This is a genomic window from Variovorax sp. Soil_C_12 (assembly GCF_057657375.1).
Window position 1 is genome coordinate 725,922 of sequence record NZ_JBDGIO010000002.1, and the last position, 22,392, is coordinate 748,313.

Below are 22,392 nucleotides of genomic sequence, written 5' to 3' on the forward strand. Positions count from 1 at the left end.
CCCATCTTGCTGCATCTCTTGTCATGGGGCCGGATGCTAAGCCGCCCGTGCATCTCCGCCAGCATGGCTTGCGGTTCATATGTTTATTGCGCGAACTCGAAATTTGACGCAATTTCTGAATCGAGGAATCGACAATCTTTGGGATCTCACGCACGAACTCGAGATTCTTTGCAATCCTGTGAACGCGCTAATTTCATACGATTTCTGTCGTTCCCTCCAACCTCACAGGACTCTTCATGAACACTGGAATTCGCAAGCTGATCATGGTTGCTGCCGCAACTGCCAGCATCGTCGGCGCAAGCAGCGGTGCCCTTGCGCAGCCCACGCAAGTCAGGAACGTCGTGCTGGTGCATGGTGCTTTTGCCGATGGTTCGGGCTGGCGCGGTGTCTACAACGATCTGACGGGCCGCGGCTACCGGGTAACAATCGTTCAGAACCCGCTGACATCCCTGGCAGACGACGTGATGGCCACCCAGCGCGCGATCGCCCGCCAGGACGGCCCCACGATCCTCGTAGGCCACTCCTGGGGCGGTACCGTGATCACCGAGGCCGGCGTCGATCCGAAGGTCGTCGGCCTGGTCTACGTTTCCGCCCTGTCCCCCGACGCGGGCGAGACCACCGCCGAGCAGTACACCGGGTTCTCGGCCCCCGATTTCGTCATCGACACCCACGCTGACGGCTACGGTTTCGTCAACAAAGAGAAGTTCAAGATCGGCTTCGCCGGCGATACGAGCGATGCGGACGCGGCGTTCCTGAGGGACTCGCAGGTGCCGATCAACATGTCGGTGTTCGCCACCCGGCTCAAGCACGCCGCGTGGCGCACCAAGCCGAGTTGGGCGGTCATCGCGACCGACGACAAGGCTTTCGACGTCCGCATGCTGCACAAGATGGCCAAGCGCATCGGCGCCCAAGTGACGGAGGTCAAGGCCAGCCACGCGGTCTTCATGACACAACCGAAGGTGGTCGCGGACGTGATCGATCGCGCCGCGAAGAACCCGTAGCCGGCGAGCGGCGGCTGCGGTCTCGGCGCTGGTCTTCGAGATCGGCCCATTTCCGCAGACCGTCCAACGCCGGACAAAGCGCCTGGCCCACTGCGCCATTCGTTCCCGGTGCCTGTGGCCTGAGCACCCGTTCGGTCCCCTAGGACTTGTTCAGCACCTCTCGAAGCCTGAGCTCGTCGGACGCGATGGCCGCCAATTCCAGCAGCGTCCGCTTCTGGTTCTTGTCCAACTGGCGCGGACGGAAGTCGATGACGCAGATCGACCCAAGGGCAAAACCATCCGGGTCGTACACCGGCGCTCCCGCGTAGAAGCGGAAGTGCGGGGCCTTCGCCACTGCAGGGTTGCGAGCGAAGCTGGGGTGTTCCTTGAGATCACGGACTTCGAAGATTCCTTTCTGCAGGACCGTGTGGTTGCAGAAGGCCCAGCTGCGAGGCGTCTCCACCATGTCCAGGCCCTGGCGGGACTTGAACCACTGCAGTTCGGGCGTCAACACGGTCATCAGCGCGACGGGCGTCTTCAATCCCCAGGCTGCGAGCCACGTCACCCTGTCGAACTGGACCTCGGGTGGCGAGTTGACCAAACCGGAGCGCCGCACCGCCTGGAGCCGGCTCCCCTCGTTCGGCGCCATCGGGAAATCGCCCTGGAGGATCTGATCTGCGAGCTCCCGGGGAGCTTCGGTCGCCACGGACGTGGAACGCGCGGGCGTCGCCGCGGGCCGCGGCTCCGAGCCGGCTTGCGCCTTGAGGGCTTCGACATCGGCCCGGTGGACGCGCCGGTGGCCGCCAGGCGTCTTCCACGACGGCAACGCGCCGCCCTCGATCAGGAGCTGCGCTGTGCGAACCGAGATGCCCAGGAGCTTCGCGGTTTCGGTGGTGGTGAGGACGCTGTCTTTCATGGGCTGTGAGAAGGCGACGGCTCTGCGGGCACAGGCCGAGGGCCTAGCTTAAGCCAACGGCCGCTCGCTCTATACCCGCGCAGATTGCTCGCTTATTCTATCAAATTTGATAGTTATGATAGATTTGAAGATACTGACCCCGGCTTGCGCGGGACGTATCGCGCAAGCCATCCGATCCATCCAACGAAACAACGACCGTGAACCAAGACTTTCTCGACACCCAAGCAGCTGCATTCTCCGGCGACCAACCCGACGCCCACTTCGACTTCATCGTCTGCGGAGCCGGCACGGCCGGCTCGGTGGTGGCGGGCCGCCTGGCCGAAAACCCGGAAGTGCGGGTCCTACTGCTCGAGGCAGGCGGCGACGACGATCATCCGCACGTGCTGGAGCCGAGCAATTGGCCTCTGAACCTGGGCAGCGAGCGCGACTGGAACTTTGCCGGCGCCGCCAATCCGCACGTCAACGGCAGGCAGATCCCCTTGAACATGGGTCGCGCCCTGGGCGGCGGCTCCAGCGTCAACGTCATGCTGTGGGCGCGCGGCCACAAGAACGACTGGGAAGACTTCGCTGCGGAAAGCGGCAACCCGGCGTGGAACTACGACTCGGTCCTGAAGATTTATCGACGGGTGGAGGACTACCGCGGCGCGCCCGATGCGTCGCGTCGCGGCGTCGGCGGCCCCGTCCACGTCGCGCCTGCCCGGGCAGTGCAGCCGATCGCGAACGCCATGGTCTCGGCGGCCGAGACAATGGGCATTCCCACTTTCGACAATCCCAACGGCGAGATGATGGAAGGCCCCGGTGGCGCGGCCCTCAACGACGTGATCGTCAAGGACGGTCGACGCCATTCCATCTACCGCGCCTACGTGCACCCCCGGCGCGCCCAGCCCAACCTCACCGTGATGACGGGCACCCTGGTGAGCCGGCTGGTGTTCGAGGGCCAGCGCGTCATCGGCGTGGAGGCGGTGAGCAACGGCCGGTTGATGCGCTTCTGCGCCCACAGCGAGGTCATCCTCTCGCTGGGCGCGGTCAACACGCCCAAGGTCCTCATGCAGTCGGGCGTGGGGCCCGAAGACGAATTGCGCCGCCACGGCATTCCGGTGATCCAGCACCTGCCGGGCGTCGGCGCCAACCATCAGGACCACGTGTCCTTTGCCGTGATCTTCGAATACGAGTCGCCACAGGCCGTGGGCTATGGCGGGTCGGAGGCAACGCTCTACTGGAGCAGCCGGAGCAACCTGCGCCTGCCGGACATGTTCCATTGCCAGGTGGAGTTTCCGGTGCCCAGTGCAGAGAACGCGAGCCTCGGCGTGCCCGCCCACGGCTGGACGATGTTCGCGGGCCTGGCGCATCCCGAGAGCCGCGGCCGCATCACGCTGTCGGGGCCGGAGTTCACCGATGCGCCGATCATCCAGGCCAACACGCTGTCTCATCCGGCCGACGTGCGCAGTGCGATCGAGAACATCCGCTTCGTTCAGGAACTCGGTGCGCAAGCTTCATTCAAGGGCCTGGTCAAGGGCGAGCGCCTTCCCGGAAAGTTGGACGCGAAGGCGCTCGACAACTATGTGCGCAATGCCGCGGTGACCTACTGGCACCAGTCCTGCACCGCCAAGATGGGCCGTGACCCCATGTCCGTGGTGGACGGCCAGCTTCGCGTCTATGGCGTGCAAGGCCTGCGCATTGCGGACGCATCCGTCATGCCGCACGTGACGAGCGGCAACACGATGGCGCCGTGTGTCGTCATCGGCGAGCGCGCGGTCGAAGAGCTCCGCGCGAGCCACGGCATCTGAGCCCCTGTGCCCGTGTCCACCACCTCTTCTTTTTGATTGACCAAGAACTCTCAACAATGAACACGAAGCAGATCATCAACGCCCTTGCGCTCGCAGGCATGGGCTTCGCGACCCTCGCCAACGCCGAACCCTACGACGGTGTGCTGGCCATCCGATCCGAGCGGCCGCGTTCGGAGCTGGTGATGGAAGCGCGCGGTGCGGCCCTCAGGCCGATCTTCGGCGAAGCCTCCCTGGTCGATGCCGCCCCTGGGTTCGTGGGCCGCCTGACGCGCGCCGAGGTTCGCCGGGACGCGGTGTCCGCTTCGCGCGCGGGCAACCTGCATGGCGACCATGCGGGCGCGGGGGTGCTCAGCCTGCGCGGCGGCAGCCCGGCGCGCGAACTCTCCGGCATGCCGCGCAGCCCTGCGCCCGGCGGCTGAGTCCCGCGGAAGGCACGTTGTTGGTCGTGTTCCATGCCGCCCGGGCGGAGCTTGAATCTCAGCCTCAGTCCGAAGACAAAGGGACCTTTCATGCTGCGGAGCAAGGACTTGGCGAACACACCGCCTCGGCCCTAAGCCGAAGTAGCGCCCTCGGGAGAGCGGATCTTCGCAGGCGATGCTGCTACGTGCCCTTTCCCTCTTGCTGCAAAGCCTGGGCGATGTGGTTGAGAACGGCTCTGGTTTGGCAGCCATCTTGTGGTCAACGGGAATGATGGCGTGAACCGGCGGTCCCGAGACATCTGCTTGCGGCAGCACACGCTCCAGCCGGCCTGCTTGCAGGTGCGGCAGCGCGATGCGGTCGAGGAATTGCGTCCTGCCGAGTCCAAGGATGGCCGCGTCGATGGGAGCCCGGCCATCAGCCGGCACCATTACTGGTGAAGGACCTGCAGCTTGGTCTTGCCCATCATCGCCTGACCGCGATATTGAAAGCCTTTCGACTGTTCTTCGTGCTGCTGGACTGTCCCACCACATTGAGCGAGTTCAACACGACGTCAACCCCGACGACGAATTCATCGCCTGCCTCGATGAGAGTGGCGGCACGCCAGGACGATGGCTTTTCTCGCGTGGTTGACACCCAACTGAACGACCGCTTAGAAGCAAGCCGAACTTCGGCTTTGAGCTGCGGATTCAACCAGAAGTTCAGGCCCCACCATACCGCGTGGGCAGTTCGAAGCAGACACTGCGTGCCTTTCAGAAGATCACCTCACCTCACCTCGTCGCACCTCACCTAAGCACATAGCTCGCCAACACACTCTGCACCTCATAGATGCTGAGCTTCTTATTGAACTGCTTCTGTATCGGCACAGCGGCACAGCCGTCCCAGAGATCCAGATCTTGAGCTCCGCATCGAGATCGAAGGTGCCCCCCGTCTCCACACTGAAGTGCGTGATGCTCTTGCAGGGAATGGAGTGGTAGTCGATCTTGCTCCCCGTCATGCCTGCTTATCGACCAGCACGAGGCGCCGTCGGTGAACAAGAAGTAGTCACAGATGAGCTGGTAGGCGTGCTCGACCACTTCGCCCTTCGCCAGGATCTGGCTGAACTCCTGCTGGATCTTCGCCGGGTCGATCGACACACGCGACCGTTGCCGGTCATCGAAGGCTGCGCGGGAGCGCAGCGCGTGGCTGATGCAGGTGGCGGTGGGGGAGCCTGCGCAGCTGGATGAATTCTCCCCGCCCAAACCGGCAATAGTGCGCACCGCCGCGGAACCGCCCTCTACGCAGCACCGGCAAGTCTGATGCACGCTTCAAGCCCCAGTCCAAGAAGAAGAACAGATCGTGGTCATTCCAGGACTGCTCATGTGCCTTGCGCTCGCATGCCTTGCGCCCACGCAAGGCATGGACAAGATGCGGCCAGAGCCGCAAGGGCAAGGACGTCCAGCAAACTGAATTCAACCGTGTCTTCGACAACGCCTTGAAGCCGCTGACCGGCCGGTCGACCGAAGGGATGGATGTGCTTCGACGACGGGTCAAGTTGCCTGCCCAACTGAAGTGTTGAGGAGCCTGCGTCAAGGCAGCCGGCCAAAACCGGGCACCCGCAGGACCCTGTCGTCCACGTCGATGCCGAAGCCCAGCCCCAGTAGATTCAGCTCCAGGCCCTCGTCGCGTGCCACCGTCACGCCCGCCAGGCCCAGCAACGACAGTTGCCAGCCGGTGCCGCTGGGTGCGTGGTCGATGATGGTGGTCAACCCGAGGTAGTCCTTGCCGATGGCGGTGGGTGGCAGGTCCAGCCGCAGGTCGGGCACCTGTCGGGCCACCCAAGCCACGAAGGTGTTGCTGTTGGGGCCTGGCCAGAGGCGGTAGGACGAGCGCCAGGGATAGGCCGCCACTGCAGATTCGATCTGGTCGATCATGGCTTCTGCCGGGGCACCTCGATGATCGGCCAGCAGCTGCGGATTGGCGCCGAACCATTGAACGCTGGGATCGTCGACTTCGCTGGTGACCAGTGCATCTCCGCCGCGTCGGGCCCGCCAGCCGACGATGTGGTACGTGGTATAGCGTTCCGCGCCGGCGCGCTTGACGGCGATCCAGGGGTGGATGCCGAAGGCGCCGCGCCACCGCACGATGCGAGCGCCGTACACCTGCACGACCGCACCGCGTTCGGATGCAGCGTCAGGCGCCTGCTTGGTGCTCTCACGACTCATCATGTACCAAGGCGTGTGCAAGTCCAGGTTGCCGAACGCCAGCACACCCACCGGGCCCAGCATCAAGAGTGCGAGCAGGCCCAGCAAAATCAGGGGCCAACGTAACCAGCGCGTCGAGCGCTTCCGTATGGGAGGCGAAGCGGCGGCGTCGGTCATGTCGAGAGTGTCGCCAGCCCCTGAAACGGCCACAAGCGGTGCGTCGCGAGCCTACGACGCCATGGCGCCTATACCCAGGACCGCCAAGGCTACGAACACGATGGCGACGATCAGGAAGATGAAGAACAGGATCTTCGCGATCTTTGCCGCACCGGCGCTGATCCCGGTAAAGCCGAAGACACCTGCGACGACCGAAACGATGGCGAAGATGATGGCCCACTTCAGCATGAAGTTTTTCCTTGTTGGAGCCTTGTATTGTTCGCAATGGTCAGCATGCCTGAGGTAGGGCTGAGGCTCACAGCAGCGTCAGCGAGCTGCGTACCGCACCACCGGGGTTAACCATGAACCAGGACGATCCATGCATCCAGTGCGACGAAGAGCATCAGGAAGAACGTCCTGACCTGCTGGACGCCCACGAGGAGCCGCAGTCCACGCCGGCTGAACGATTGGGCTTCGCCCTTCCAGTACACCGAGCGCAGTTAGATGATGCACAACTTGCGACGCCGGAGGCGTTCAGGCGCGATCCTGAAACGGTGTGGGCGTGGTACGAGTGGCGGCGCCGATCGAGCGTGCGGATCTGTTGCTGGTGGTCGGAACGCCGCTTCAGCACGCCGCCATGCGAACCAGCCGTGCCGCCTCTTCGGCACGCGCGTCTTCCACCTCGCGCAGCACCCCGCCCAAGTCCACCGGCCCGCTCGGACGTGCGAAGCTGCCCGTGAGCGCCGAGCCCGTGTGAAGCTCGCCGCGCTCGTAGAGGTTCCATATTTCCTCGCCGTAACGGGTGGAAAGCAACTCGGGCGCGAACTGCCCGAAGAAGTCCGCAAGATTCCCCACATCACGCAACAGCATGCGCCGCGCGTGGTTGTTGCCCGCGGCATCGACGGCCTGGGGCAAGTCGATGATGACCGGGCCGTCGGCGGCGAGCAGCACGTTGAACTCGGAAAGGTCGCCATGCACCACACCCGCGCACAGCATGCGAATCACCTCCACCAGCAGCGTTGCGTGGTGCACCCGCGCGTCCTCCGGCGTGAACACCACGTCGTTGAGGCGCGGTGCGGCATCGCCGTGCTCGTCGGTGACCAGTTCCATCAGCAGCACGCCGTCGGCAAAGTTGTAGGGCTCGGGCACGCGCACGCCCGCCGCGGCCAGCCTGTAGAGCGCATCGACCTCGGCGCTTTGCCAGGCCGCTTCGGTGGCCTGTCGGCCGAACTTGGTGCCCTTGGCCATCGCGCGCTGCAGACGCGTGTTCTTGACCTTGCGGTTTTCGGTGTAGTCGACGGCCTGGCGGAAGCTGCGCTGGGTCGCTTCCTTGTAGATCTTGGCGCAGCGCGTCTGGTCCCCGCAGCGCACCACGTAGACCATCGCTTCCTTGCCGCTCATGAGCTGGCGAACCACGCTGTCGATCAATCCTTCGTCGATCAGCGTCCGTAGTCGAGGGGGCGCTTTCATGGTTCATTTTGCCTGCATGCGGGGCCGGCCCGCGACGCGGAGGCCGGCTGATCCAGTCAGTCCGAATCAGGAAAGGTGTCCGTGAAGGCTGCCGCAAAGGCGCGGGACCCGGTCAGGGTGAGGGAAAGGGTCACTCGCCCAGGTACGCACGGCATGGAAACGATCGCGTGCTCGCAGTCGTAGGCGATGTCAAGCGGAACATCATCCTCGGCCACTGCTTGCAACTCGAAGTCCCACTCGCCGTTTTCTTCGACAGCAGATGGTGCGCCGAAATGGCGACAGGCCCAACCGAGCACGGCTTCGACCTCGTGGATCAGGGCCGGCAAGCGATCAGCAAGGACGGACGCCATCGCGTGGAAGCTGCAGGCGCCGGTCTCCTCGTCGGTCAATTCGAAGAGCAGGTATTCGAGTGGCATACCTGGAGGATGCCGCAATGTCGAAGCGTCCGCTTCCGCAGATGGACGATCTTCAGGTTGAAGGAGCGTTCACCTCAGCACATAGCTCGCCAACGGGACAGGCCCGAGCCAGGCCACCGCCGCGTCCGCCGGCGCCAGGGCACGCAGATCGGGAAGCGCCAGAGTTCCGCGGCTACCTCCTCCAACTGGAGCGGATCGACCGTGCGCCACTGCTGCTGCAGCCGATGGGCGCAGGCAGCAATCCAAACTTCAGCGGTGAGTTCGGCCATGGATATACTGTACGCCCATCCAGTATTTTTCGCATGTGTTCGCGATCGTTTACCGCTGCCGCCGAGAGGGGCAACTGCTGCACCGCGATGACATCGAGGCGGAGCCGGTGCATGGCGAGCTACAGGTGTACCGCAAGGGAATGAAGCGCGTGGCCGTGCTGCTCGGGCGGGACGGTGAGAGCTACGTGATCCCGCTGCTCGACAAGGTGAAGCTGCTCGCGGTCAACGAGCGCGGCATGCTGCTGACCGGCATTGAGGTCTATCCGACCCGCGGCGCCAAGGGGACCGGGCCCATGTTTGCGCAGACCTGGTGGTGCGATCTGAGCCCTAAGGGCCGGCCGACGATTGCAGACCCGGCTGAAGCGCGCCGGCGCGAACGCGAACGACAGGCGCGCGACGTTGGCACCTCTCTCCTGCGCCGCCCAGCGCGGCGTTGACGTTACGAGCCCTGAAGAGGCGAACGCTGGGCAGGATGCTCCGCCAGACGGGTCCTGGCCAGCAAAGCCCGAGCCCGGATCGATGAATACTTGGCGCGCACGCCGGTCAGCTCGCCAAGCGAATGAGCGACCAGCCGAAGGCGATCATGCGCTTGCACCAAGGCGGTCGGCTCAGCCGGCGCGGCGTCGCGCAGCCGCCTCTGCGATGTCGGGCGGCAGGCGCTTGAGCAGCCAGCGGATCGCCAGCGGCACGAGCAACAGATCGTCTACCACCCCGAAGACCGGCACCACGTCGGGTATGAGGTCGATGGGCGAGAGCACGTAGAGCGCGATCAGCACGGATCCCAGCTTCAACCAGCCCGGCGCGGCCGGGTGGCGCAGCGCGAACCACAGCTCCCGCGCGTCACCGCGCACCAAGGACCAGAGCAGAGTCAGGCGTTTCCACATGGCGGGCTTGTTCGTTGTCGAGCCGGGGTTTAGACAACATGGCGCCCGCCGGGCCCACTGCAAGGGGTTGCACGCGCGGTGTTACATATCGCTTCGCAGGCAGCCCACCGTCCGTTTCGCTGAGCCTTGACGCTCATGCCACCAGCTGCTCCGCCAGGGCCGTCAATGCCTCGCCCACCGGCTGCGCGACCTTCAACGCCAACAGATCGTCGGCACGCGTGCGTCCGAGGTTGATCGCCGCCACCGGCTTGCCCGCGGCCACGGCCGCCTGCACGAACCGGAAGCCCGAATACACCATCAGCGACGAGCCGGCGACCAACACGGCATCGGCTTCACTCAGCGCCGCATAGGCGGCTTGCACGCGCTCGCGCGGCACGCTCTCGCCGAAGAACACCACGTCGGGCTTGAGCATGCCGCCGCAGATCGAACAGGCCGGCACGTCGAAGCTGGCGAAATCCTGGTCTTCGACGTCAGCATCGCCGTCCGGCGCGGCGCGGGCTTCCAGTGCGGCCCACGCGGGGTTGCGCGCACGCAGCGACTGCTGCATTTCGGCACGCGGCGTGCGCGTCTCGCAGCCGAGGCAGCGCACGGTGTCGATGCGGCCGTGCAGGTCGATGGTCTGGCGGCTGCCGGCGGCGTCGTGCAGGCCGTCGACGTTCTGCGTGAGCAGCAGTCCCACGCGGCCCGAAGCCTCGAGCCGGGCCAGCGCGCGGTGCGAGGCGCCAGGCTGGGCTGTCGCCATGGTCGGCCAGCCGACGAGGCTGCGTGCCCAGTAGCGGCGGCGCGTGAGCTCGTCGCCGGTGAAGGCCTGGAGGGTCACTGGCGCCGGCCGCTTCCAGTCGCCGTTGACGTCCCGGTAATCGGGGATGCCGGAGTCGGTGCTGCAGCCGGCGCCGGTCAGCACGAAGAGGCGGGGATGGCGCACGGCGAAGTCGGCCAGCGAGGTGGAGGCGTCCATGGCCACCGAGCATACGGCGGCCGGCGCCGCCCGGCAGGCGGCGGGGCTCTCCGCGATGTTCAGCGGAACTGCTTGCGCAGCAAGGGCTTGTGCCTGGCGACGTGCGCGAGCTGAGCCTCGGCAATGAGACCGCCCAGATCCACGCCGTCGCCGTTCAGGACCTCGTTGGCATGCACCAGCGCACGGGCCACCACTTCGTCCTCGCTCACGCCGAGCTGCGCAGCGAGGTCGAGCGCCACACGCTTCATCGCGCGCTGCGACAGCATCCACATGGCGCCGAAGGCGTCCCACGCAGCGGCCGATTCCTTGAAGCGTTCGCGGTCCGCCAGAATTTCGTTGAGCGGCTTGGCCAGCAACTCGTTGACTGCGTCGAGTTGCTCGGCCAGCACCGCGTGCTGCGCCTGCGCGTCGCGCAGCGCGTCGGCCGCGCTATCCGCCGGCGGCGGCACCGGCGCGGCAAAGCTGCCGTCCGCGTTCGCCGTGGGGATCTGGAGCTTGTCGGTCAGGGACATGGCGTTGCCTTTCGTCGGGCGGCGTGTTTGGCCGTTGCCACCCCTCGTTTGTGATCGCCGGCCGCCGCCGCCGGCCTTGGGCGAGCGTCCAGCCGTCCCATCTTGACTCAAGGTCAGGGCTAAGTGGTCGTTGGAGGTGGCGACAGAAGGGCCGAGGGTCACGGCTTGTTCGGCTTGTCCCGAAAATGCTTGGCCGCAAAGGCCCAGGTCATGCGGGACGCATCGGGCCCCTGCCCATCGCTGTAGGGTTGCCTCGCAGCGCCGCCGCTCCACGCGTGCCCCAAGCGCGCCACTTCGACCAGCGTGGCTACCGTGTGGCCCTTGCGCTTGAAGTCGGTCACGTTGGTGGGATATCGGCTGCCGCGCTGAACGCTGCGCTCCCTGGACGCCCGCGCGCCTGCCGCGTCGGCCCAAGCCTGCACCGCTGCATGGCCGTTGCTGGCCGCCACCACGCGGTCCAAGCTGCCGTGGATCACCATCAACGGAGGCCAAGACGCCGCCATGGTCGCTGGCATGGTGAGCAGCGGCTTCGTCGCCCGATGTCCGTGCATCGCACCCAGCGCAGACAGGGGCGAATGCGCCGTCCCTGGCGGTATGCCCGAATGCATCACCACCGCCCTGAAGCGATCCGGGTGCCGCGTGACCAGGAGTGCCGCCATGCTGGCGCCTGCCGAGAGGCCGGCCACCGCTACACGCGTGCGGTCCACCGGGTACATCAGGCAGACCTGATCGATGGCCTTCATGATCAGCGCCGCTTCGCCGTAGGCGCGCCCAGACGACGTGTCGAACCAGTTCCAGCAGCCCTGGGCATTCGACATGCGGTCTTGTTCAGGATAAAGCACCAGAAATCGCTCGCGCGCCGCGATGCGGTTCATCCGCGTGCTGGTCGCGAAGCTCTTCGCGTCTTGCCCGCAGCCGTGCAGCATCACCATGAGCGGCAGTCGCTCTCCGAACTTGACATCGGGCGGCCGGTAGAGCCGAAAGCGGCGCAACCCGCTCGCGCCCATCGCCACGCCGGAGATCCACAGTCCTGGGCCCGCCGGTGGGCGGCGTTTTTCAACGCTCGGCTTGAGCGCGATCTTCACAGCGCGCGAGTTCGCGCGCAAGGCGTGCTGCGTGATCGTCGCGACGCTACGCGCAAGGATGCCTGCCCACGCCGCAGGCTGCTTTCGCTTTGCCATTCAGCGGCGCGTTCTCTTCCTCGCGGGCGGCCGCGTGGTCTTGCCGCTCCAGAATTCCACGATCTGTTTCATGGCATCCGCCTGGGTCGCGGCAATCTGGCGCTTCGCGGCACCCGTTGCCTGAGCGCGAGCCGTACCCATCGCCTTGTTGGCGGAACTGAGCCATAGGCTCATCAACGGATTTTTCTTGGTCCAAGGATTTGTCATATCGCCTTCACGTCGACCGAAAGGAAGGCCGAGGGAATTGAGTTTGACAACTGATTGGTTTCGGCGGCGCAGCAATTGACGCGATCCGAGGTGGCCGGTGTCCTACGCGGCATGCGCACGTCCTGCTCTCCCGCTGGGGGCGGCGAGGTCGCTGGCCTGCAGGAGGTCCCCCATGAGCGTCTGGCGATTCCATCCTGCTGCTCGGTGACGGGGGTCGTGATGTTGCCCACCTATTGATTTGGTGGGCACCTATTGAATCCCAATTCACGGAAGCTTCGGCGCAGGCATGACCCGGAGTTCAAGGCGACGGTTGGCCGAGTGCCAGCAGCCCGGGGCCTCGGTCGCGGCGGTGTTGCTCGCGCACGGGCTCAACGTCAACCTGGTTCGCAAGTGGCTCGTCGGCAAGGGGGTGAAGCGCACGGACGCGGACCGCGCGCCCGTCGAGGCCGACATCCACATAGAACTGCAACGCGGCGAGACTCGCTTGACGGTGCAATGGCCCGGCGAAACGTAGGCGTGATTTGTCGATCCCGACTAGAGGGGCCCCACAAACTTGCTATTGAAGCGTCCTGCTCGGCAGCTCGATGGTGAAAACACATCCGATGCCAGGTACGTCCCGCACGTTCAAGACACCGCCGTCAGCCTCGATATTCCGTCGCGCGATGGAAAGACCAAGCCCCAACCCGCTCTTATCGTCGCCGACCTGCATGAAAGGCCGAAAGATGCTTGCGGTCGCGCCTGGAGGGAGCCCTCCGCAATTGTCCTTGACCTCCACCAGAACCCGGTCGTCCTTGGCATAGGCGCTCAGCGTGACCTCCGTATGAGGGTGGGTGAACTTGAATGCGTTATGGAGCAAGTTCACCAGGGCAGCCAAGAGACGCTCTCGATTCCCAGAGATGCCCAGCGTGGCGTCCACGTCCGGGACCGAGAACGTGCATCCTCTGGCGCTCGCGTCGAGCGAAGCCGCATTTTTGGCCTCTGCCACGAACGATGCGAGCGAAAAAGCCTCCCCCTCCGGCGTTTCAACCGCGCCTCTGACACGCGATAGCGACACGTCGAGCAGGGCTGCGAGAGCAGCCAAGCTCCTTTTCAACACGAAGCCGGTCGCACCACCGATTGGAACTTTCCCCGATTCCAGTGCCGCGAACGCAAGCGTTGCCGTATGCAGGTAATTTCGGAATTCATGTACCAGCACGCCGAGACGCTCGTTCTCCTCGGCGGACTGCTGCAGCGCAACGTTCGCGTCACGCGAGATGCCGAACTCGGTGACGGCATCGGCGATGGCGTTGTCGAGACAACGATTCAACGTGCGGAATTCATCAACGGAGAACGGGGCATCGCGCTCGACCGCAAGGTCTGTGATGGCTTGGCAAAGGTCGCCATAGTCGTGAACTACCTGGTCTACGGAAAACCCAAGCTCCAAAAGCTGCTTGCCATGTGCAGCTGCACTCAGGCCCATCTCGGAAAGGGCGGTTGCATCTCCCCCAGCGGCACCGGAAATCCGGAAGCTCTCGCCAACATCCCCGTCATTCTGTGCCTCCAGCGTCCTCATCAACTGGTCCAGGAACAGCGGAACTCCATTGGCAAGCTGCGCCTTGGTTGCCTCCCTTTTGGGTCGCTGCGCAACCTTCGCCTTGCAGCGTGCGATCAACTCCTCTCGGTTGTTGGATAGAAACTTATGCATGTGGTCCTCCGTCAGTGACCCCGTTCCGTGGGACGCCGAACCGTTCAGCTGGAGAGAACTCAGGCTCGCGGCACCTCACGAAGCCCGGGCAACGTCCGAACGCGACAGCGTCGAGCGCGCATCGTCAGGCGAGCAATAAACATCCCCGACGTCATGAATAAGACCTCTGGTGGCGGGGATGAGTTCCAGTCGTCACTGAGTCCTGAAGCCGACGGTAGCGCCGCCACACCCGACGCACCATGCAACAGCCCACACAAGACGACGTTTAGCCTGTGCACTATCGCACAGATACTGGTCGTTCGTGCCACGATCTCGCAAGGAACCATTCGCTTGAGCAGCAGCGATACCGCTGGCTCGTGCTGAGCCCCGACAGGTTGTCCGGGCAACGAACCCACATGACGCAGGAATTCATCGCCAACATGCTCGGCGTGCGGTGTGCGGCGTGCGGCGTGCGGCGTGCGGCGTGCGGCGTGAAGGCGTGACGGAGGCGGCCGGCAAGCTGCAGCGGCTGAAACTCATCAAGTACGCCCGCGGACTCTTCAGTGTTCTCGACCGTTCCAGGCGCCGGAGGAAGGGAGGAGGGGAGGAGGGGCAACATGCCGCCATCGGCCCGAAACCGAGGCAGCGGCATCTTGCGCGCAAACGGCCGCATCCCCCCAGCGCGTGCCGACGCCTCATCCGGGCTCCAACCCTCCCGGCGCTTCATGACCCGGCGAGCTCACCTGGCGCCGCAGCGCCGCGCAGTAGGCGAGGAACTCCTCCAGTTCCGTCGACTTGTCGAAGATTGCGGATGCCCCAGCTGCGATGGCCCGCTCACGAGTACTTGCCGTCGCGTAGTTCGTGAGGATCACAATGACGAGCTGGGAGCGTGCGCGCCTAAAGTGCTTGGCGACGCCGAGGCCTGAACCTTCCCTTAGCAGGAGGTCCACCACGGCAAGATGCAGATCACCTGTGTGCGTCGCAAGCCAAGCGACCGCTTCGCTCTCCGATTCAACGCATGCGATCACCTCCACATCGGCAAGCTCACGCATCGCGGGGATCAAGTTTGCCCGTATTGTCGCGCTGTCTTCAACCAAGAATGTTTTGGTAGGCATGGCCACTTTATTGCGGCCCCGATGATCCTGGGTCTCCTACTGCTGCCGTGTAGGTCGGCAAGCTGACATCGTTCCGGCACTCAAGCACCCGTCGTTCGACGGGCCTTCAACTCCTCGGTCAGGGTGTCGTTCACCTCCTCGAGTTTTTCGGCCGCAGAGGAAAGACCCTCTTCGAGTTCTTCCGCGCGTTCGGCGGCCAATTCGATATCCTCGGGTGGCGTTCCGTCAGGCACCTTGTCGAGCACTGCACGGACGATCGTCAGTTCTTCTGCCGCCCGCTTGACTTCTGCGGTGGCATCCTCGTTCTTCGCCAGCGCCTCTTCCAATGGCGTTGCCGCGTCTGCCGACTCTGCAGAGTTTCCTTGGGTCATGCCTTACTTCCTTCGCCCATATCCTGCTCCGAAAAATCGGTGAATGGAATAGGAGGACCACAGGTGTCGATGCCGGAGGCCGTGCATTGCAAGTCGAACAATAGCGGCAGGCCGTGGCTCACGCTGCAGTCCGCTATGGACGCCAGGGGCGACGATGCGACGAATTTTGGCGGTCCCTTCTTTGCGGCTGGTGCGATGAGGCCGAGTTCTAGCCGCTGAGCAACCTGCTAGCTTTCACGCGACCGACCGTGCAGCACCGGCGTGAGGTAGCGCGCCGTGAGGCTGCCTGCCGAAGCGGCCACCTGCGCAGGCGCTCCTGCCACCACCACGCGGCCGCCTTCATGGCCTGCGCCAGGCCCCATGTCGATCACCCAATCGCACGCCGCCACGACCCGCATGTCGTGCTCCACCACGATCACCGTGTTGCCCGCAGCAACCAGGCCGTCGAGTTGCCGCATCAGCTTGTCGACGTCGGAAGGATGGAGTCCGGTCGTGGGTTCGTCGAGCACGTAGAGACCGTTGCCCCGTTGCGCGCGCTGCAGCTCGGTGGCGAGCTTGATGCGTTGGGCCTCGCCGCCCGAAAGCTCCGTGGCGGGCTGACCCAGCCGCAGGTAGCCAAGCCCGATGGCCTGCAACAGCATCAGCGGACGCTCCACCGCAGGCTTGTCGACGAAGAAGCCCGCGGCTTCGTCGACGGTCATGCGGAGAATGTCGGCGATGCTTTTTCCCCGCCAAGTGATGGCGAGCGTTTTCTCGTTGTAGCGTGCACCGTGGCAAGTCGGGCAGGGCGCGTAGACGCTGGGCATGAACAGCAGTTCCACGCTGACGAATCCCTCGCCCTCGCAGGTGTCGCACCGCCCCTTGGCGACGTTGAAGGAAAAGCGTCCTGCATCGAAACGCCGCGCCTTCGCCGCGGGCGTGGCGGCGAACAACTTACGTGCATGGTCGAACAGGCCGGTGTAAGTGGCGAGATTCGACCGCGGCGTGCGGCCGATCGGCTTCTGGTCGACATGCACCAGCCTGCGCAGCAACTCCGCGCCGCGGGCGATGTGGCCCGTCACGCGGTCCTGCGCCGCGGCCTCGATCCGGTCTTCCTCGTCCTGTGGGGTCTCGTGGCCCAGGTGCGCGGCGACGAGTTCCGTCAGGGCCCGTGTGACCAGGCTCGATTTGCCCGATCCCGAGACACCGGTGACGGCGGTGAGCACACCGAGCGGAAACTCGATGTCGAGTCGGGTCAGGTTGTTGCAGCTGACTTGCGCGAGGGCGAGCCAGCCCGCGGGCTCGCGCGGCGTGCGGGGCGGCGGCGGCTCCGTGTCGAACAGGTAGCGCGCGGTATGCGATTCCTTGACCGCCCGAAGTCCGGCCGGCGGGCCGCTGAAGAGCACCTGGCCTCCCTTTTCGCCGGCGTCGGGGCCGACATCGACGAGCCAGTCGGCATGCTGCATGAGGTCGAGGTCGTGCTCGACGACGAAGAGGGAGTTGCCGGCCGCCTTGAGCCGGTCCAGTGCAGTAAACAGTGCCTCGCTGTCTGCGGGGTGCAGGCCGGCGGAGGGTTCATCGAGGACGTAGACGACCCCGAACAGATTCGAGCGGATCTGCGTGGCCAGCCGCATGCGTTGCTGTTCGCCGGGCGACAGCGTGGGCGTGAGGCGGTCGAGCGAAAGATAGCCGAGCCCGAGTTCCAGCAGGGTCGTGACGCGCTGGAGCACATCGTGGGCGATGCGCTGCGCAGCGATGCGTTTTTCTTCCGAGAGTGCCGGCGTGTGCCGCACGTCCGGGGCCGCACGATGGGCTGACCCGCCGGCGGCGACGCGCTGCGCGGTGGCGCGCCTGGCCGCATCACGGCTGAGCACGCTGACGTCGGGCTTCCCGGAAAAGGAGCCGTCCGCTGCCGGTGCGAGCACGCCCGCCAGTTCGGAGAGCGGCAGTTGCGACAACGTGCCGATGTCGTGGCCCGCGAAAGTCACCGACAAGGCCTCGCGCTTCAACCGGCGTCCCTTGCAGGTGGGACAGGCACTGGGCACCATGAACCGGGCCACGCGCTTCTTCATGAAGTCGCTCTGCGTGGTCGCAAAGGTGTGCAGCACGTATTTGCGCGCGCCCGTGAACGTTCCCTGGTAGCTCGGCTCCATCTTGCTGCGCAGTGCGGCTCTGGTCTCTGCGGCCGTGAACCCCGCGTACACGGGCACCGTCGGTTGCTCGTCCGTGAAGAGGATCCAGTCGCGCACCTTCTTCGGCAGGTCGCGCCACGGCGTGTCGACGTCATGGCCCAGCGTCACGAGGATGTCGCGCAGGTTTTGCCCATGCCAAGCCGGGGGCCAGGCGGCGATGGCGCGTTCGCGGATCGTCAGCGAATCGTCCGGAACCATCGTTCGTTCCGTCACTTCGTAGGTGCGCCCCAGCCCGTGACAGGTGGGGCACGCACCCTGCACGGTGTTCGGCGAGAAATCTTCGGCGTACAGCATCGGCTGACGCGGCGGGTAGGTGCCGGCGCGCGAATAGAGCATCCGCAAAGAACTCGAAATCGTCGTCACGCTCCCGACGGAGGAACGCGCGCTGGGCGTGCCCCGCTGCTGCTGCAAGGCGACGGCGGGCGGCAGGCCTGTGATCGAATCGAATTCGGGCACGCCGGCCTGGTCGATGAGACGTCGCGCATACGGTGCGACCGATTCGAGGTAACGGCGCTGCGCCTCCGCGTAGAGCGTGCCGAAGGCCAGCGAGGACTTTCCCGAGCCCGAGACCCCGCTGAACACGACCAGTGCATCGCGCGGCAAGTCGACATCCACGTTCTTCAGGTTGTGTTCGCGTGCGCCGCGGACGCGGACGCAGGGGTCTGTCCGTGGGCGGTCTTTGCTGTGCTCGGGATCGTCAACCATGGGACCTTCTCTGGCGCGTCGTTCGTCGGGCCGCTTCGGCAGGCGGCACCTGCGCAGGCTTTGCACCTTGCACTTGTTTGCAGGGTCTCCTTGTCAGTCGCGGCCTCATCCGCACACACGAACGGACCTCGCAGTCGCCCCTGACCATGCGCAAAGATTTTGCCTTGCTGAAGTGACTGTTCTCCAGCACTGGGGCGGCCATGCGTCAAGTACGGGCGGCTGACAAGGCCGATGGTTGGCGCCGCAGACTTGTGAGTCGGAAAGTCGGGAATATGTCTTTTGACACTCCGGCAGGCGAGCCGCACAGGCTCACGGCGGCTCGGACGCTATCGCCACCCGAAGCAATCCTACGTGGATGAAGATTTGCGCATCGCACTCTCCTTGTCCCCCAACCTATACCTGGAGACCACCATGCCCACGACCACCAAGCGCACCGAGCCCGATGCCTGCAGCCTGCTCGACACCGATCACCGCAACGTCAAGAAATTGTTCAAGGCCTACGAGGCGCTCACCCAGTCCAAGGCCGCCAGCGCCTCGCAGAAGAAGCGCGAGCTTGCCAATGAGATCTGCATGGAGCTGACCGTCCACGCGCAAATCGAGGAAGAAATCTTCTATCCCGGACTGCGCGACGCCATCAAGGACACCGATCTGCTCGACGAAGCGGCCGTCGAGCACGCCAGCGCCAAAGATCTGATCGCGCAAATCCAGGAAGCCACCGACGTCGACGATATGTTCGACGCCAAGGTCACGGTGCTCGGCGAGTACATCGACCATCACGTCAAGGAAGAGCGCAACGAGATCTTCGTGAAAGCGCGCGCTGCACGTGGGCTGGACCTGGTGGCCATGCGCGCGCAGCTGGAGGCGCGCAAGGAAGAGCTGATGGCCGAGCTGACCGGGGCGACCGCATAACAACCGTCTGTGTGGGGTTGGCGGTGGCCCCCCGGCCACCGCCCTTTTTCGCCGCCTGGAGATCGGATGGCCGCAGATGCCGCCCCGCTGCGGACCCGTCCACCTTCGACACTCTCGTTGAGACACGGAGTCGGCATCGCTATCGTCCTGACGGGGGCGATGATCCTTTCCTACCAGGCCTATGGCGCACTGGCTTGGGTCGACCCGCGCATGAAAGGAGCCTTGCTGGGTGGCATGGTCGCGCTCTTCGGCACGGCGCTCCGAGGCCGCGGCACAGCGTCTGGCTGCAGAAGCCTTATTCGGTGGAGCAGCTCGAGGTTCGGGCGATGAAAGTACTCGCAAGGAACGCGCATACGCGCGGCTGGGTCGCGAGGCTGCCGGTGGGCGGCGACCAGGGGTGATCGTCCTTGCCGGGCATGCAAATATGGCTTGCCGCAGGCCGCGTCAAAACATGCTTGCACCGCGGCCTCTGCTCGAGTTCGCGCCCGGTCGGTCTTCGATCACGAAGTACCTCGGATGCCATCTCGAGTCTCAGCGCCGGTTGGCCAGCAGGCAGCCGGCTGGGAGCCCGATCGCGAATGCGCCATACATGGCAGTCATGGCAGGCCTCGACAGCCGGTGCTCGAAGCCGGGTCTGAGCCGTTCCGGCGTGACGGTGTAGTCGACCGCGCATGAGACGGCGGCCGCTGCTGTGGCGCCGGTCAGTGCAGCAGAAACTGACTGCGCCTGTGGACGGTTCCCGTACAACCACGCATACAAGATCGCCCAAAAGGTGGCAGCAAGGTGGTGCGTCACGTAACCCACAGCGGTGTGACGAAAGCTCGCACGATCCGCAACAAGGGACTCTCGACCCCATAGCCAGTGACTGGTCGCATTGGTCGGCGCAACGACACTGCCGGTTTGGCGTCGACCTGCCAGCATCAAGACCGCCGTGGACAGCACACTCGCGCCGGCTCCGGCAATGAGCCCGGTGCGCAGCGCTGGCCGCCATCGCGAATCCTCGAATCGCCGGGAAGCGGGCTTTGAAACCCTCGAGCGGCCGATCGCACGGGGCGCGGACCTGCTCACGCTGACGGAAACCGGATCACTGGCGGGAAAGGATTCCTCGACGCCATGATCCAGCGCCGATTCGGTCGGCTGCTGTTCCAAGTAGCCTTCCACTTGGGAGCGTGTGTCATGGTTGTCGGCCGTAGGAAACCAGAACGGCTCGGCTGGACGTTGTGCCATGCTCGGACTCCTTTTCAGAGTTCCAGACGTTGCGCGCACATACGGCCCGGATGTGTGCGGCGTAGCGACCTTCTGCGTAAGGCTTTTTCGATGATTGCTCGGGGCCCCGCCTTTTCAAGGATCGGCAGGCGCCGTACCGGCAGTGGGTGCAACGTCAATGGCGACCATCCTTGCGCCCCATCGCGCGAGCTGGCGGGTGTTGGCGCCTTCGCCGCATCCCACATCCAAGCCGCGAAGTCCGCGCACCGGGGGCAGCATTCCGAAGAATGCCGGGCTGTTCAGTTCGTCTCGGAAGACGTCGAGGCCGCGGCGTACCTGACAGGTCCAGGCTTCTGCATTGGCTTCCCAGTGCTTGGCAGCCTCGCGAGCGTCCACGCGCACCTCTCTCTCATTCTTCTCGGCAACTCGCGCCGCCAGCCGACGCGCACCAGGTACCGGCAGTTTGGTGGCACGAGTCTGCAGAGGTCATCCTCCGTGGAGAGGAGATGCGGGTCACCCCGCCGTCGCCCTTTTTGCCAGGCTACGGACCGATGGCCAAGGCGTACATCCCCGCAAGCCCGAGAAGGATGCTCGCGCTGAGGAACCCACATGCCGTCGATGTTCGTGAGGCCGGCTTGAACACCAGCATCCCGACGCAGCCCAGGAAGAGGAACGGCAGCGGGACGATCACGGGAAGCGAAAACACCAGAGCGTCCGCGAAGGCATTCCATGTCGCCATGCCTTCGGGCATGGTCCAGCGAGCGCCGATCAGCGGCAGCGCGGCGACCGCCATGCACAGAAAGAAGCTCGGAAAGAGCCAGTCCCCGGGCGCCTGTCTCGTGCTCTTGATCGTCAGCGGCACGGGCCGGGCCGCTTCATCCAGCTCGTGCGCCGCCGCCGCCTTGTTGGCAGCAGCGCGCTGGCGGTGCCTGCGGCTGTGCAGAAGAGGGCTGGCGAGCACGTGGAACCCGAGCACCAGGAGCGCGAACCAGGCGGGCGGGCGCCGTGCGCTGCGGTGCGGCTGGTCCATGCGCACGGCGCGTTGGAAGGTCTTTTCCGCGGTGGCTGGGGAGGGATGCGAGGTCATGCCGTGCACTCTACGAAGCGCGGGCTCGCCTGCCATCGTCAGGGCGAGGGAGTATCGAATCTCGCTACCTGCTGTCGCTTGGCTTGCGCCCACTTGGCTCGGTGCGGCCAGAAACCCGAGGCAAGCCGTTCAATAAGCGCCACGGCGGCCGTCCGCTGGGATACGTGGGCTTGAACATCAGGAAGTTGGAGATCTTTCGCGCGGCGGCGACCGCGAACTCGACGTCGTCCGCATGGGCTCCGATCAGCAGGATCCGCTTTCCCAGCATCGCTCGATCGCTCCTTCCGCAGGCTCAGCCGCCGCCGGCCCGCACCGCACGGAGCGTCGTCCTGGCCAGGATGAGCAGATCCGGGCCCAGGGGCCAACGATCCACGTACGCGACGCCGAGCTCAACCCTCTGCCGGTAGGTCAGGCGTTTCCTGCCGCTGACCTGCCAGAGGCCGGTCATCCCGGGGCGCAGCGCAAGTAGTGCGCCCAGCCAGCGGCATGCAGACTGACCTGCCGCTCCATGCAGGCCGCGGGCCGACAAGGCTCATGTCCCCTTTGAGCACGTTCCACAGCTATGGAAGCTCGTCCAGGCTCAGCCGCCGCAGGATCCGACCGGTAGGGGTCACGCGCGGATCGGCGGTGAGGTGCTGGAAGACACTCCATTCGGGTGCATGGTCTGAGAGGCCGTGCAGCGAGGCGCGCCGGAAGCGTCTGAACGGGCGCGTGCGATGTCGCCGGACCTGCTGGACAAAATCGCTCTCCGCCTCGGACTGCGCGGAGACGAGCGGCCGGCCTGCTGAAAACATCGATCGACGTCCGATCGCGGGCGGCACCGTGCCGC

Annotated in this window: 26 protein-coding genes and 2 pseudogenes; 7 read left to right on the forward strand and 21 right to left on the reverse strand. The window is 65.1% G+C overall.

The genetic code is table 11. The features are described 5' to 3' along the window. Positions 1 to 236: 236 nt before the first annotated feature. The gene (locus tag AC3A6X_RS08455) at positions 237 to 1,001 is read left to right on the forward strand and encodes an alpha/beta fold hydrolase (protein WP_487841753.1); all 765 of its coding nucleotides are present in this window, start codon (positions 237 to 239) and stop codon (positions 999 to 1,001) included. Between the two features lie 139 nt (positions 1,002 to 1,140). Here AC3A6X_RS08455 and AC3A6X_RS08460 read toward each other — a convergent pair whose 3' ends face one another. Then, positions 1,141 to 1,896, reverse strand: coding sequence for a helix-turn-helix domain-containing protein (locus AC3A6X_RS08460; RefSeq protein ID WP_487841754.1), 756 nt, complete (start codon positions 1,894 to 1,896; stop codon positions 1,141 to 1,143). Positions 1,897 to 2,093: 197 nt separating this feature from the next. Between AC3A6X_RS08460 and AC3A6X_RS08465 the strand changes: the two genes are divergently transcribed. Together AC3A6X_RS08465 and AC3A6X_RS08470 are read left to right on the forward strand one after the other, a co-directional pair. Continuing rightward, on the forward strand, positions 2,094 to 3,683 hold the full coding sequence (locus AC3A6X_RS08465; protein ID WP_487841755.1) for a GMC family oxidoreductase: 1,590 nt from the start codon (positions 2,094 to 2,096) through the stop codon (positions 3,681 to 3,683). 56 nt (positions 3,684 to 3,739) lie between these two features. Next, positions 3,740 to 4,102, forward strand: coding sequence for a hypothetical protein (locus AC3A6X_RS08470; protein ID WP_487841756.1), 363 nt, complete (start codon positions 3,740 to 3,742; stop codon positions 4,100 to 4,102). Between the two features lie 758 nt (positions 4,103 to 4,860). Here AC3A6X_RS08470 and AC3A6X_RS08475 read toward each other — a convergent pair. From AC3A6X_RS08475 to AC3A6X_RS08495, 5 genes are all read right to left on the reverse strand, one after another. Next, positions 4,861 to 5,097: a PH domain-containing protein gene (locus tag AC3A6X_RS08475; protein ID WP_487841757.1), complete on the reverse strand. Its 237-nt coding sequence runs from the start codon at positions 5,095 to 5,097 to the stop codon at positions 4,861 to 4,863. Positions 5,098 to 5,668: 571 nt separating this feature from the next. Then, positions 5,669 to 6,460, reverse strand: a complete 792-nt coding sequence (locus AC3A6X_RS08480) for a DUF3750 domain-containing protein (protein WP_487841758.1) — start codon at positions 6,458 to 6,460, stop codon at positions 5,669 to 5,671. Positions 6,461 to 6,511: 51 nt separating this feature from the next. Continuing rightward, a complete protein-coding gene (locus AC3A6X_RS08485) occupies positions 6,512 to 6,688 on the reverse strand; it encodes a DUF1328 domain-containing protein (RefSeq protein ID WP_126840347.1) in 177 nt (58 codons plus the stop codon). Positions 6,689 to 7,063: 375 nt separating this feature from the next. Continuing rightward, the gene (locus tag AC3A6X_RS08490) at positions 7,064 to 7,909 is read right to left on the reverse strand and encodes a PA4780 family RIO1-like protein kinase (RefSeq protein WP_487841759.1); all 846 of its coding nucleotides are present in this window, start codon (positions 7,907 to 7,909) and stop codon (positions 7,064 to 7,066) included. Between the two features lie 56 nt (positions 7,910 to 7,965). Next, positions 7,966 to 8,325: a hypothetical protein gene (locus tag AC3A6X_RS08495; RefSeq protein ID WP_487841760.1), complete on the reverse strand. Its 360-nt coding sequence runs from the start codon at positions 8,323 to 8,325 to the stop codon at positions 7,966 to 7,968. Positions 8,326 to 8,629: 304 nt separating this feature from the next. Here AC3A6X_RS08495 and AC3A6X_RS08500 point away from each other — a divergent pair, with 304 nt between their 5' ends. Continuing rightward, entirely contained in the window at positions 8,630 to 9,031 is a 402-nt protein-coding gene (locus AC3A6X_RS08500) for a hypothetical protein (protein ID WP_309971439.1), read from the forward strand. A 171-nt stretch (positions 9,032 to 9,202) separates the two neighbouring features. Here AC3A6X_RS08500 and AC3A6X_RS08505 read toward each other — a convergent pair whose 3' ends face one another. The 5 genes from AC3A6X_RS08505 to AC3A6X_RS08525 all read right to left on the reverse strand — a co-directional run bounded on the left by AC3A6X_RS08505 (position 9,203) and on the right by AC3A6X_RS08525 (position 12,411). Continuing rightward, positions 9,203 to 9,478: a YkvA family protein gene (locus AC3A6X_RS08505; RefSeq protein ID WP_487841761.1), complete on the reverse strand. Its 276-nt coding sequence runs from the start codon at positions 9,476 to 9,478 to the stop codon at positions 9,203 to 9,205. A 133-nt stretch (positions 9,479 to 9,611) separates the two neighbouring features. Further along, positions 9,612 to 10,442, reverse strand: coding sequence for an NAD-dependent protein deacetylase (locus tag AC3A6X_RS08510; RefSeq protein ID WP_487841762.1), 831 nt, complete (start codon positions 10,440 to 10,442; stop codon positions 9,612 to 9,614). Between the two features lie 53 nt (positions 10,443 to 10,495). Beyond that, complete coding sequence (locus AC3A6X_RS08515) at positions 10,496 to 10,948, reverse strand: hypothetical protein (protein ID WP_487841763.1); 453 nt, start codon at positions 10,946 to 10,948, stop codon at positions 10,496 to 10,498. 158 nt (positions 10,949 to 11,106) lie between these two features. Then, complete coding sequence (locus AC3A6X_RS08520; RefSeq protein ID WP_487841764.1) at positions 11,107 to 12,129, reverse strand: extracellular catalytic domain type 1 short-chain-length polyhydroxyalkanoate depolymerase; 1,023 nt, start codon at positions 12,127 to 12,129, stop codon at positions 11,107 to 11,109. Continuing rightward, complete coding sequence (locus AC3A6X_RS08525) at positions 12,130 to 12,411, reverse strand: hypothetical protein (protein ID WP_487841765.1); 282 nt, start codon at positions 12,409 to 12,411, stop codon at positions 12,130 to 12,132. It lies immediately after the preceding gene. A 211-nt stretch (positions 12,412 to 12,622) separates the two neighbouring features. On the opposite strand from AC3A6X_RS08525, the gene AC3A6X_RS08530 reads away from it, so the two are divergent. Beyond that, complete coding sequence (locus AC3A6X_RS08530; RefSeq protein ID WP_487841766.1) at positions 12,623 to 12,850, forward strand: transposase; 228 nt, start codon at positions 12,623 to 12,625, stop codon at positions 12,848 to 12,850. 42 nt (positions 12,851 to 12,892) lie between these two features. On the opposite strand, the gene AC3A6X_RS08535 is transcribed toward AC3A6X_RS08530, so the two are convergent. After that, positions 12,893 to 14,020, reverse strand: coding sequence for a sensor histidine kinase (locus AC3A6X_RS08535; protein WP_487841767.1), 1,128 nt, complete (start codon positions 14,018 to 14,020; stop codon positions 12,893 to 12,895). A gap of 317 nt (positions 14,021 to 14,337) precedes the next feature. Here AC3A6X_RS08535 and AC3A6X_RS08540 point away from each other — a divergent pair. After that, positions 14,338 to 14,576, forward strand: a pseudogene (locus AC3A6X_RS08540) (hypothetical protein); the annotation flags it as partial. A 118-nt stretch (positions 14,577 to 14,694) separates the two neighbouring features. Here the strand turns inward: AC3A6X_RS08540 and AC3A6X_RS08545 are convergent. From AC3A6X_RS08545 to AC3A6X_RS08555, 3 genes are all read right to left on the reverse strand, one after another. Next, a complete protein-coding gene (locus tag AC3A6X_RS08545) occupies positions 14,695 to 15,114 on the reverse strand; it encodes a response regulator (RefSeq protein WP_487841768.1) in 420 nt (139 codons plus the stop codon). A gap of 80 nt (positions 15,115 to 15,194) precedes the next feature. Then, positions 15,195 to 15,485 carry a hypothetical protein gene (locus tag AC3A6X_RS08550; RefSeq protein ID WP_487841769.1) on the reverse strand — a complete coding sequence of 97 codons (291 nt, stop codon included), beginning with the start codon at positions 15,483 to 15,485 and terminating at the stop codon, positions 15,195 to 15,197. Positions 15,486 to 15,712: 227 nt separating this feature from the next. Continuing rightward, the gene (locus tag AC3A6X_RS08555; RefSeq protein ID WP_487841770.1) at positions 15,713 to 18,361 is read right to left on the reverse strand and encodes an excinuclease ABC subunit UvrA; all 2,649 of its coding nucleotides are present in this window, start codon (positions 18,359 to 18,361) and stop codon (positions 15,713 to 15,715) included. Between the two features lie 411 nt (positions 18,362 to 18,772). On the opposite strand from AC3A6X_RS08555, the gene AC3A6X_RS08560 reads away from it, so the two are divergent. Continuing rightward, positions 18,773 to 19,270 carry a hemerythrin domain-containing protein gene (locus AC3A6X_RS08560; protein ID WP_487841771.1) on the forward strand — a complete coding sequence of 166 codons (498 nt, stop codon included), beginning with the start codon at positions 18,773 to 18,775 and terminating at the stop codon, positions 19,268 to 19,270. A gap of 531 nt (positions 19,271 to 19,801) precedes the next feature. Here the strand turns inward: AC3A6X_RS08560 and AC3A6X_RS08565 are convergent. The 6 genes and pseudogenes from AC3A6X_RS08565 to AC3A6X_RS08590 all read right to left on the reverse strand — a co-directional run bounded on the left by AC3A6X_RS08565 (position 19,802) and on the right by AC3A6X_RS08590 (position 22,357). Continuing rightward, positions 19,802 to 20,497 (reverse strand): hypothetical protein, encoded by a 696-nt coding sequence (locus tag AC3A6X_RS08565; RefSeq protein WP_487841772.1) that lies wholly within the window; start codon positions 20,495 to 20,497, stop codon positions 19,802 to 19,804. 114 nt (positions 20,498 to 20,611) lie between these two features. Further along, positions 20,612 to 20,872, reverse strand: a complete 261-nt coding sequence (locus tag AC3A6X_RS08570) for a methyltransferase domain-containing protein (protein ID WP_487841773.1) — start codon at positions 20,870 to 20,872, stop codon at positions 20,612 to 20,614. A 145-nt stretch (positions 20,873 to 21,017) separates the two neighbouring features. Further along, the gene (locus tag AC3A6X_RS08575) at positions 21,018 to 21,506 is read right to left on the reverse strand and encodes a hypothetical protein (protein WP_487841774.1); all 489 of its coding nucleotides are present in this window, start codon (positions 21,504 to 21,506) and stop codon (positions 21,018 to 21,020) included. A gap of 121 nt (positions 21,507 to 21,627) precedes the next feature. After that, a complete protein-coding gene (locus AC3A6X_RS08580) occupies positions 21,628 to 21,831 on the reverse strand; it encodes a hypothetical protein (RefSeq protein ID WP_487841775.1) in 204 nt (67 codons plus the stop codon). A 24-nt stretch (positions 21,832 to 21,855) separates the two neighbouring features. Continuing rightward, a complete protein-coding gene (locus AC3A6X_RS08585; RefSeq protein WP_487841815.1) occupies positions 21,856 to 22,041 on the reverse strand; it encodes a sugar transferase in 186 nt (61 codons plus the stop codon). Beyond that, positions 21,953 to 22,357: pseudogene (locus tag AC3A6X_RS08590) on the reverse strand (sugar transferase). The gene AC3A6X_RS08585 and the pseudogene AC3A6X_RS08590 overlap by 89 nt, the downstream one beginning before the upstream one ends. Positions 22,358 to 22,392 lie beyond the last annotated feature (35 nt).

Excerpts from the sequence above, each read along its gene's own strand:
- AC3A6X_RS08505 (WP_487841761.1), bottom strand. The coding sequence starts at position 9,478 with ATGTGGAAACGCCTGACTCTGCTCTGGTCCTTGGTGCGCGGTGACGCG.
- AC3A6X_RS08520 (WP_487841764.1), bottom strand. The coding sequence starts at position 12,129 with ATGGCAAAGCGAAAGCAGCCTGCGGCGTGGGCAGGCATCCTTGCGCGT.
- AC3A6X_RS08485 (WP_126840347.1), bottom strand. The coding sequence starts at position 6,688 with ATGCTGAAGTGGGCCATCATCTTCGCCATCGTTTCGGTCGTCGCAGGT.
- AC3A6X_RS08495 (WP_487841760.1), bottom strand. The coding sequence starts at position 8,325 with ATGCCACTCGAATACCTGCTCTTCGAATTGACCGACGAGGAGACCGGC.
- AC3A6X_RS08515 (WP_487841763.1), bottom strand. The coding sequence starts at position 10,948 with ATGTCCCTGACCGACAAGCTCCAGATCCCCACGGCGAACGCGGACGGC.
- AC3A6X_RS08580 (WP_487841775.1), bottom strand. The coding sequence starts at position 21,831 with ATGCTGGGAAAGCGGATCCTGCTGATCGGAGCCCATGCGGACGACGTC.
- AC3A6X_RS08560 (WP_487841771.1), top strand. The coding sequence starts at position 18,773 with ATGCCCACGACCACCAAGCGCACCGAGCCCGATGCCTGCAGCCTGCTC.
- AC3A6X_RS08480 (WP_487841758.1), bottom strand. The coding sequence starts at position 6,460 with ATGACCGACGCCGCCGCTTCGCCTCCCATACGGAAGCGCTCGACGCGC.
- AC3A6X_RS08550 (WP_487841769.1), bottom strand. The coding sequence starts at position 15,485 with ATGACCCAAGGAAACTCTGCAGAGTCGGCAGACGCGGCAACGCCATTG.
- AC3A6X_RS08530 (WP_487841766.1), top strand. The coding sequence starts at position 12,623 with ATGACCCGGAGTTCAAGGCGACGGTTGGCCGAGTGCCAGCAGCCCGGG.
- AC3A6X_RS08545 (WP_487841768.1), bottom strand. The coding sequence starts at position 15,114 with ATGCCTACCAAAACATTCTTGGTTGAAGACAGCGCGACAATACGGGCA.
- AC3A6X_RS08475 (WP_487841757.1), bottom strand. The coding sequence starts at position 5,097 with ATGACGGGGAGCAAGATCGACTACCACTCCATTCCCTGCAAGAGCATC.
- AC3A6X_RS08555 (WP_487841770.1), bottom strand. The coding sequence starts at position 18,361 with ATGGTTGACGATCCCGAGCACAGCAAAGACCGCCCACGGACAGACCCC.
- AC3A6X_RS08535 (WP_487841767.1), bottom strand. The coding sequence starts at position 14,020 with ATGCATAAGTTTCTATCCAACAACCGAGAGGAGTTGATCGCACGCTGC.
- AC3A6X_RS08470 (WP_487841756.1), top strand. The coding sequence starts at position 3,740 with ATGAACACGAAGCAGATCATCAACGCCCTTGCGCTCGCAGGCATGGGC.
- AC3A6X_RS08575 (WP_487841774.1), bottom strand. The coding sequence starts at position 21,506 with ATGGACCAGCCGCACCGCAGCGCACGGCGCCCGCCCGCCTGGTTCGCG.
- AC3A6X_RS08565 (WP_487841772.1), bottom strand. The coding sequence starts at position 20,497 with ATGGCACAACGTCCAGCCGAGCCGTTCTGGTTTCCTACGGCCGACAAC.
- AC3A6X_RS08460 (WP_487841754.1), bottom strand. The coding sequence starts at position 1,896 with ATGAAAGACAGCGTCCTCACCACCACCGAAACCGCGAAGCTCCTGGGC.
- AC3A6X_RS08455 (WP_487841753.1), top strand. The coding sequence starts at position 237 with ATGAACACTGGAATTCGCAAGCTGATCATGGTTGCTGCCGCAACTGCC.
- AC3A6X_RS08490 (WP_487841759.1), bottom strand. The coding sequence starts at position 7,909 with ATGAAAGCGCCCCCTCGACTACGGACGCTGATCGACGAAGGATTGATC.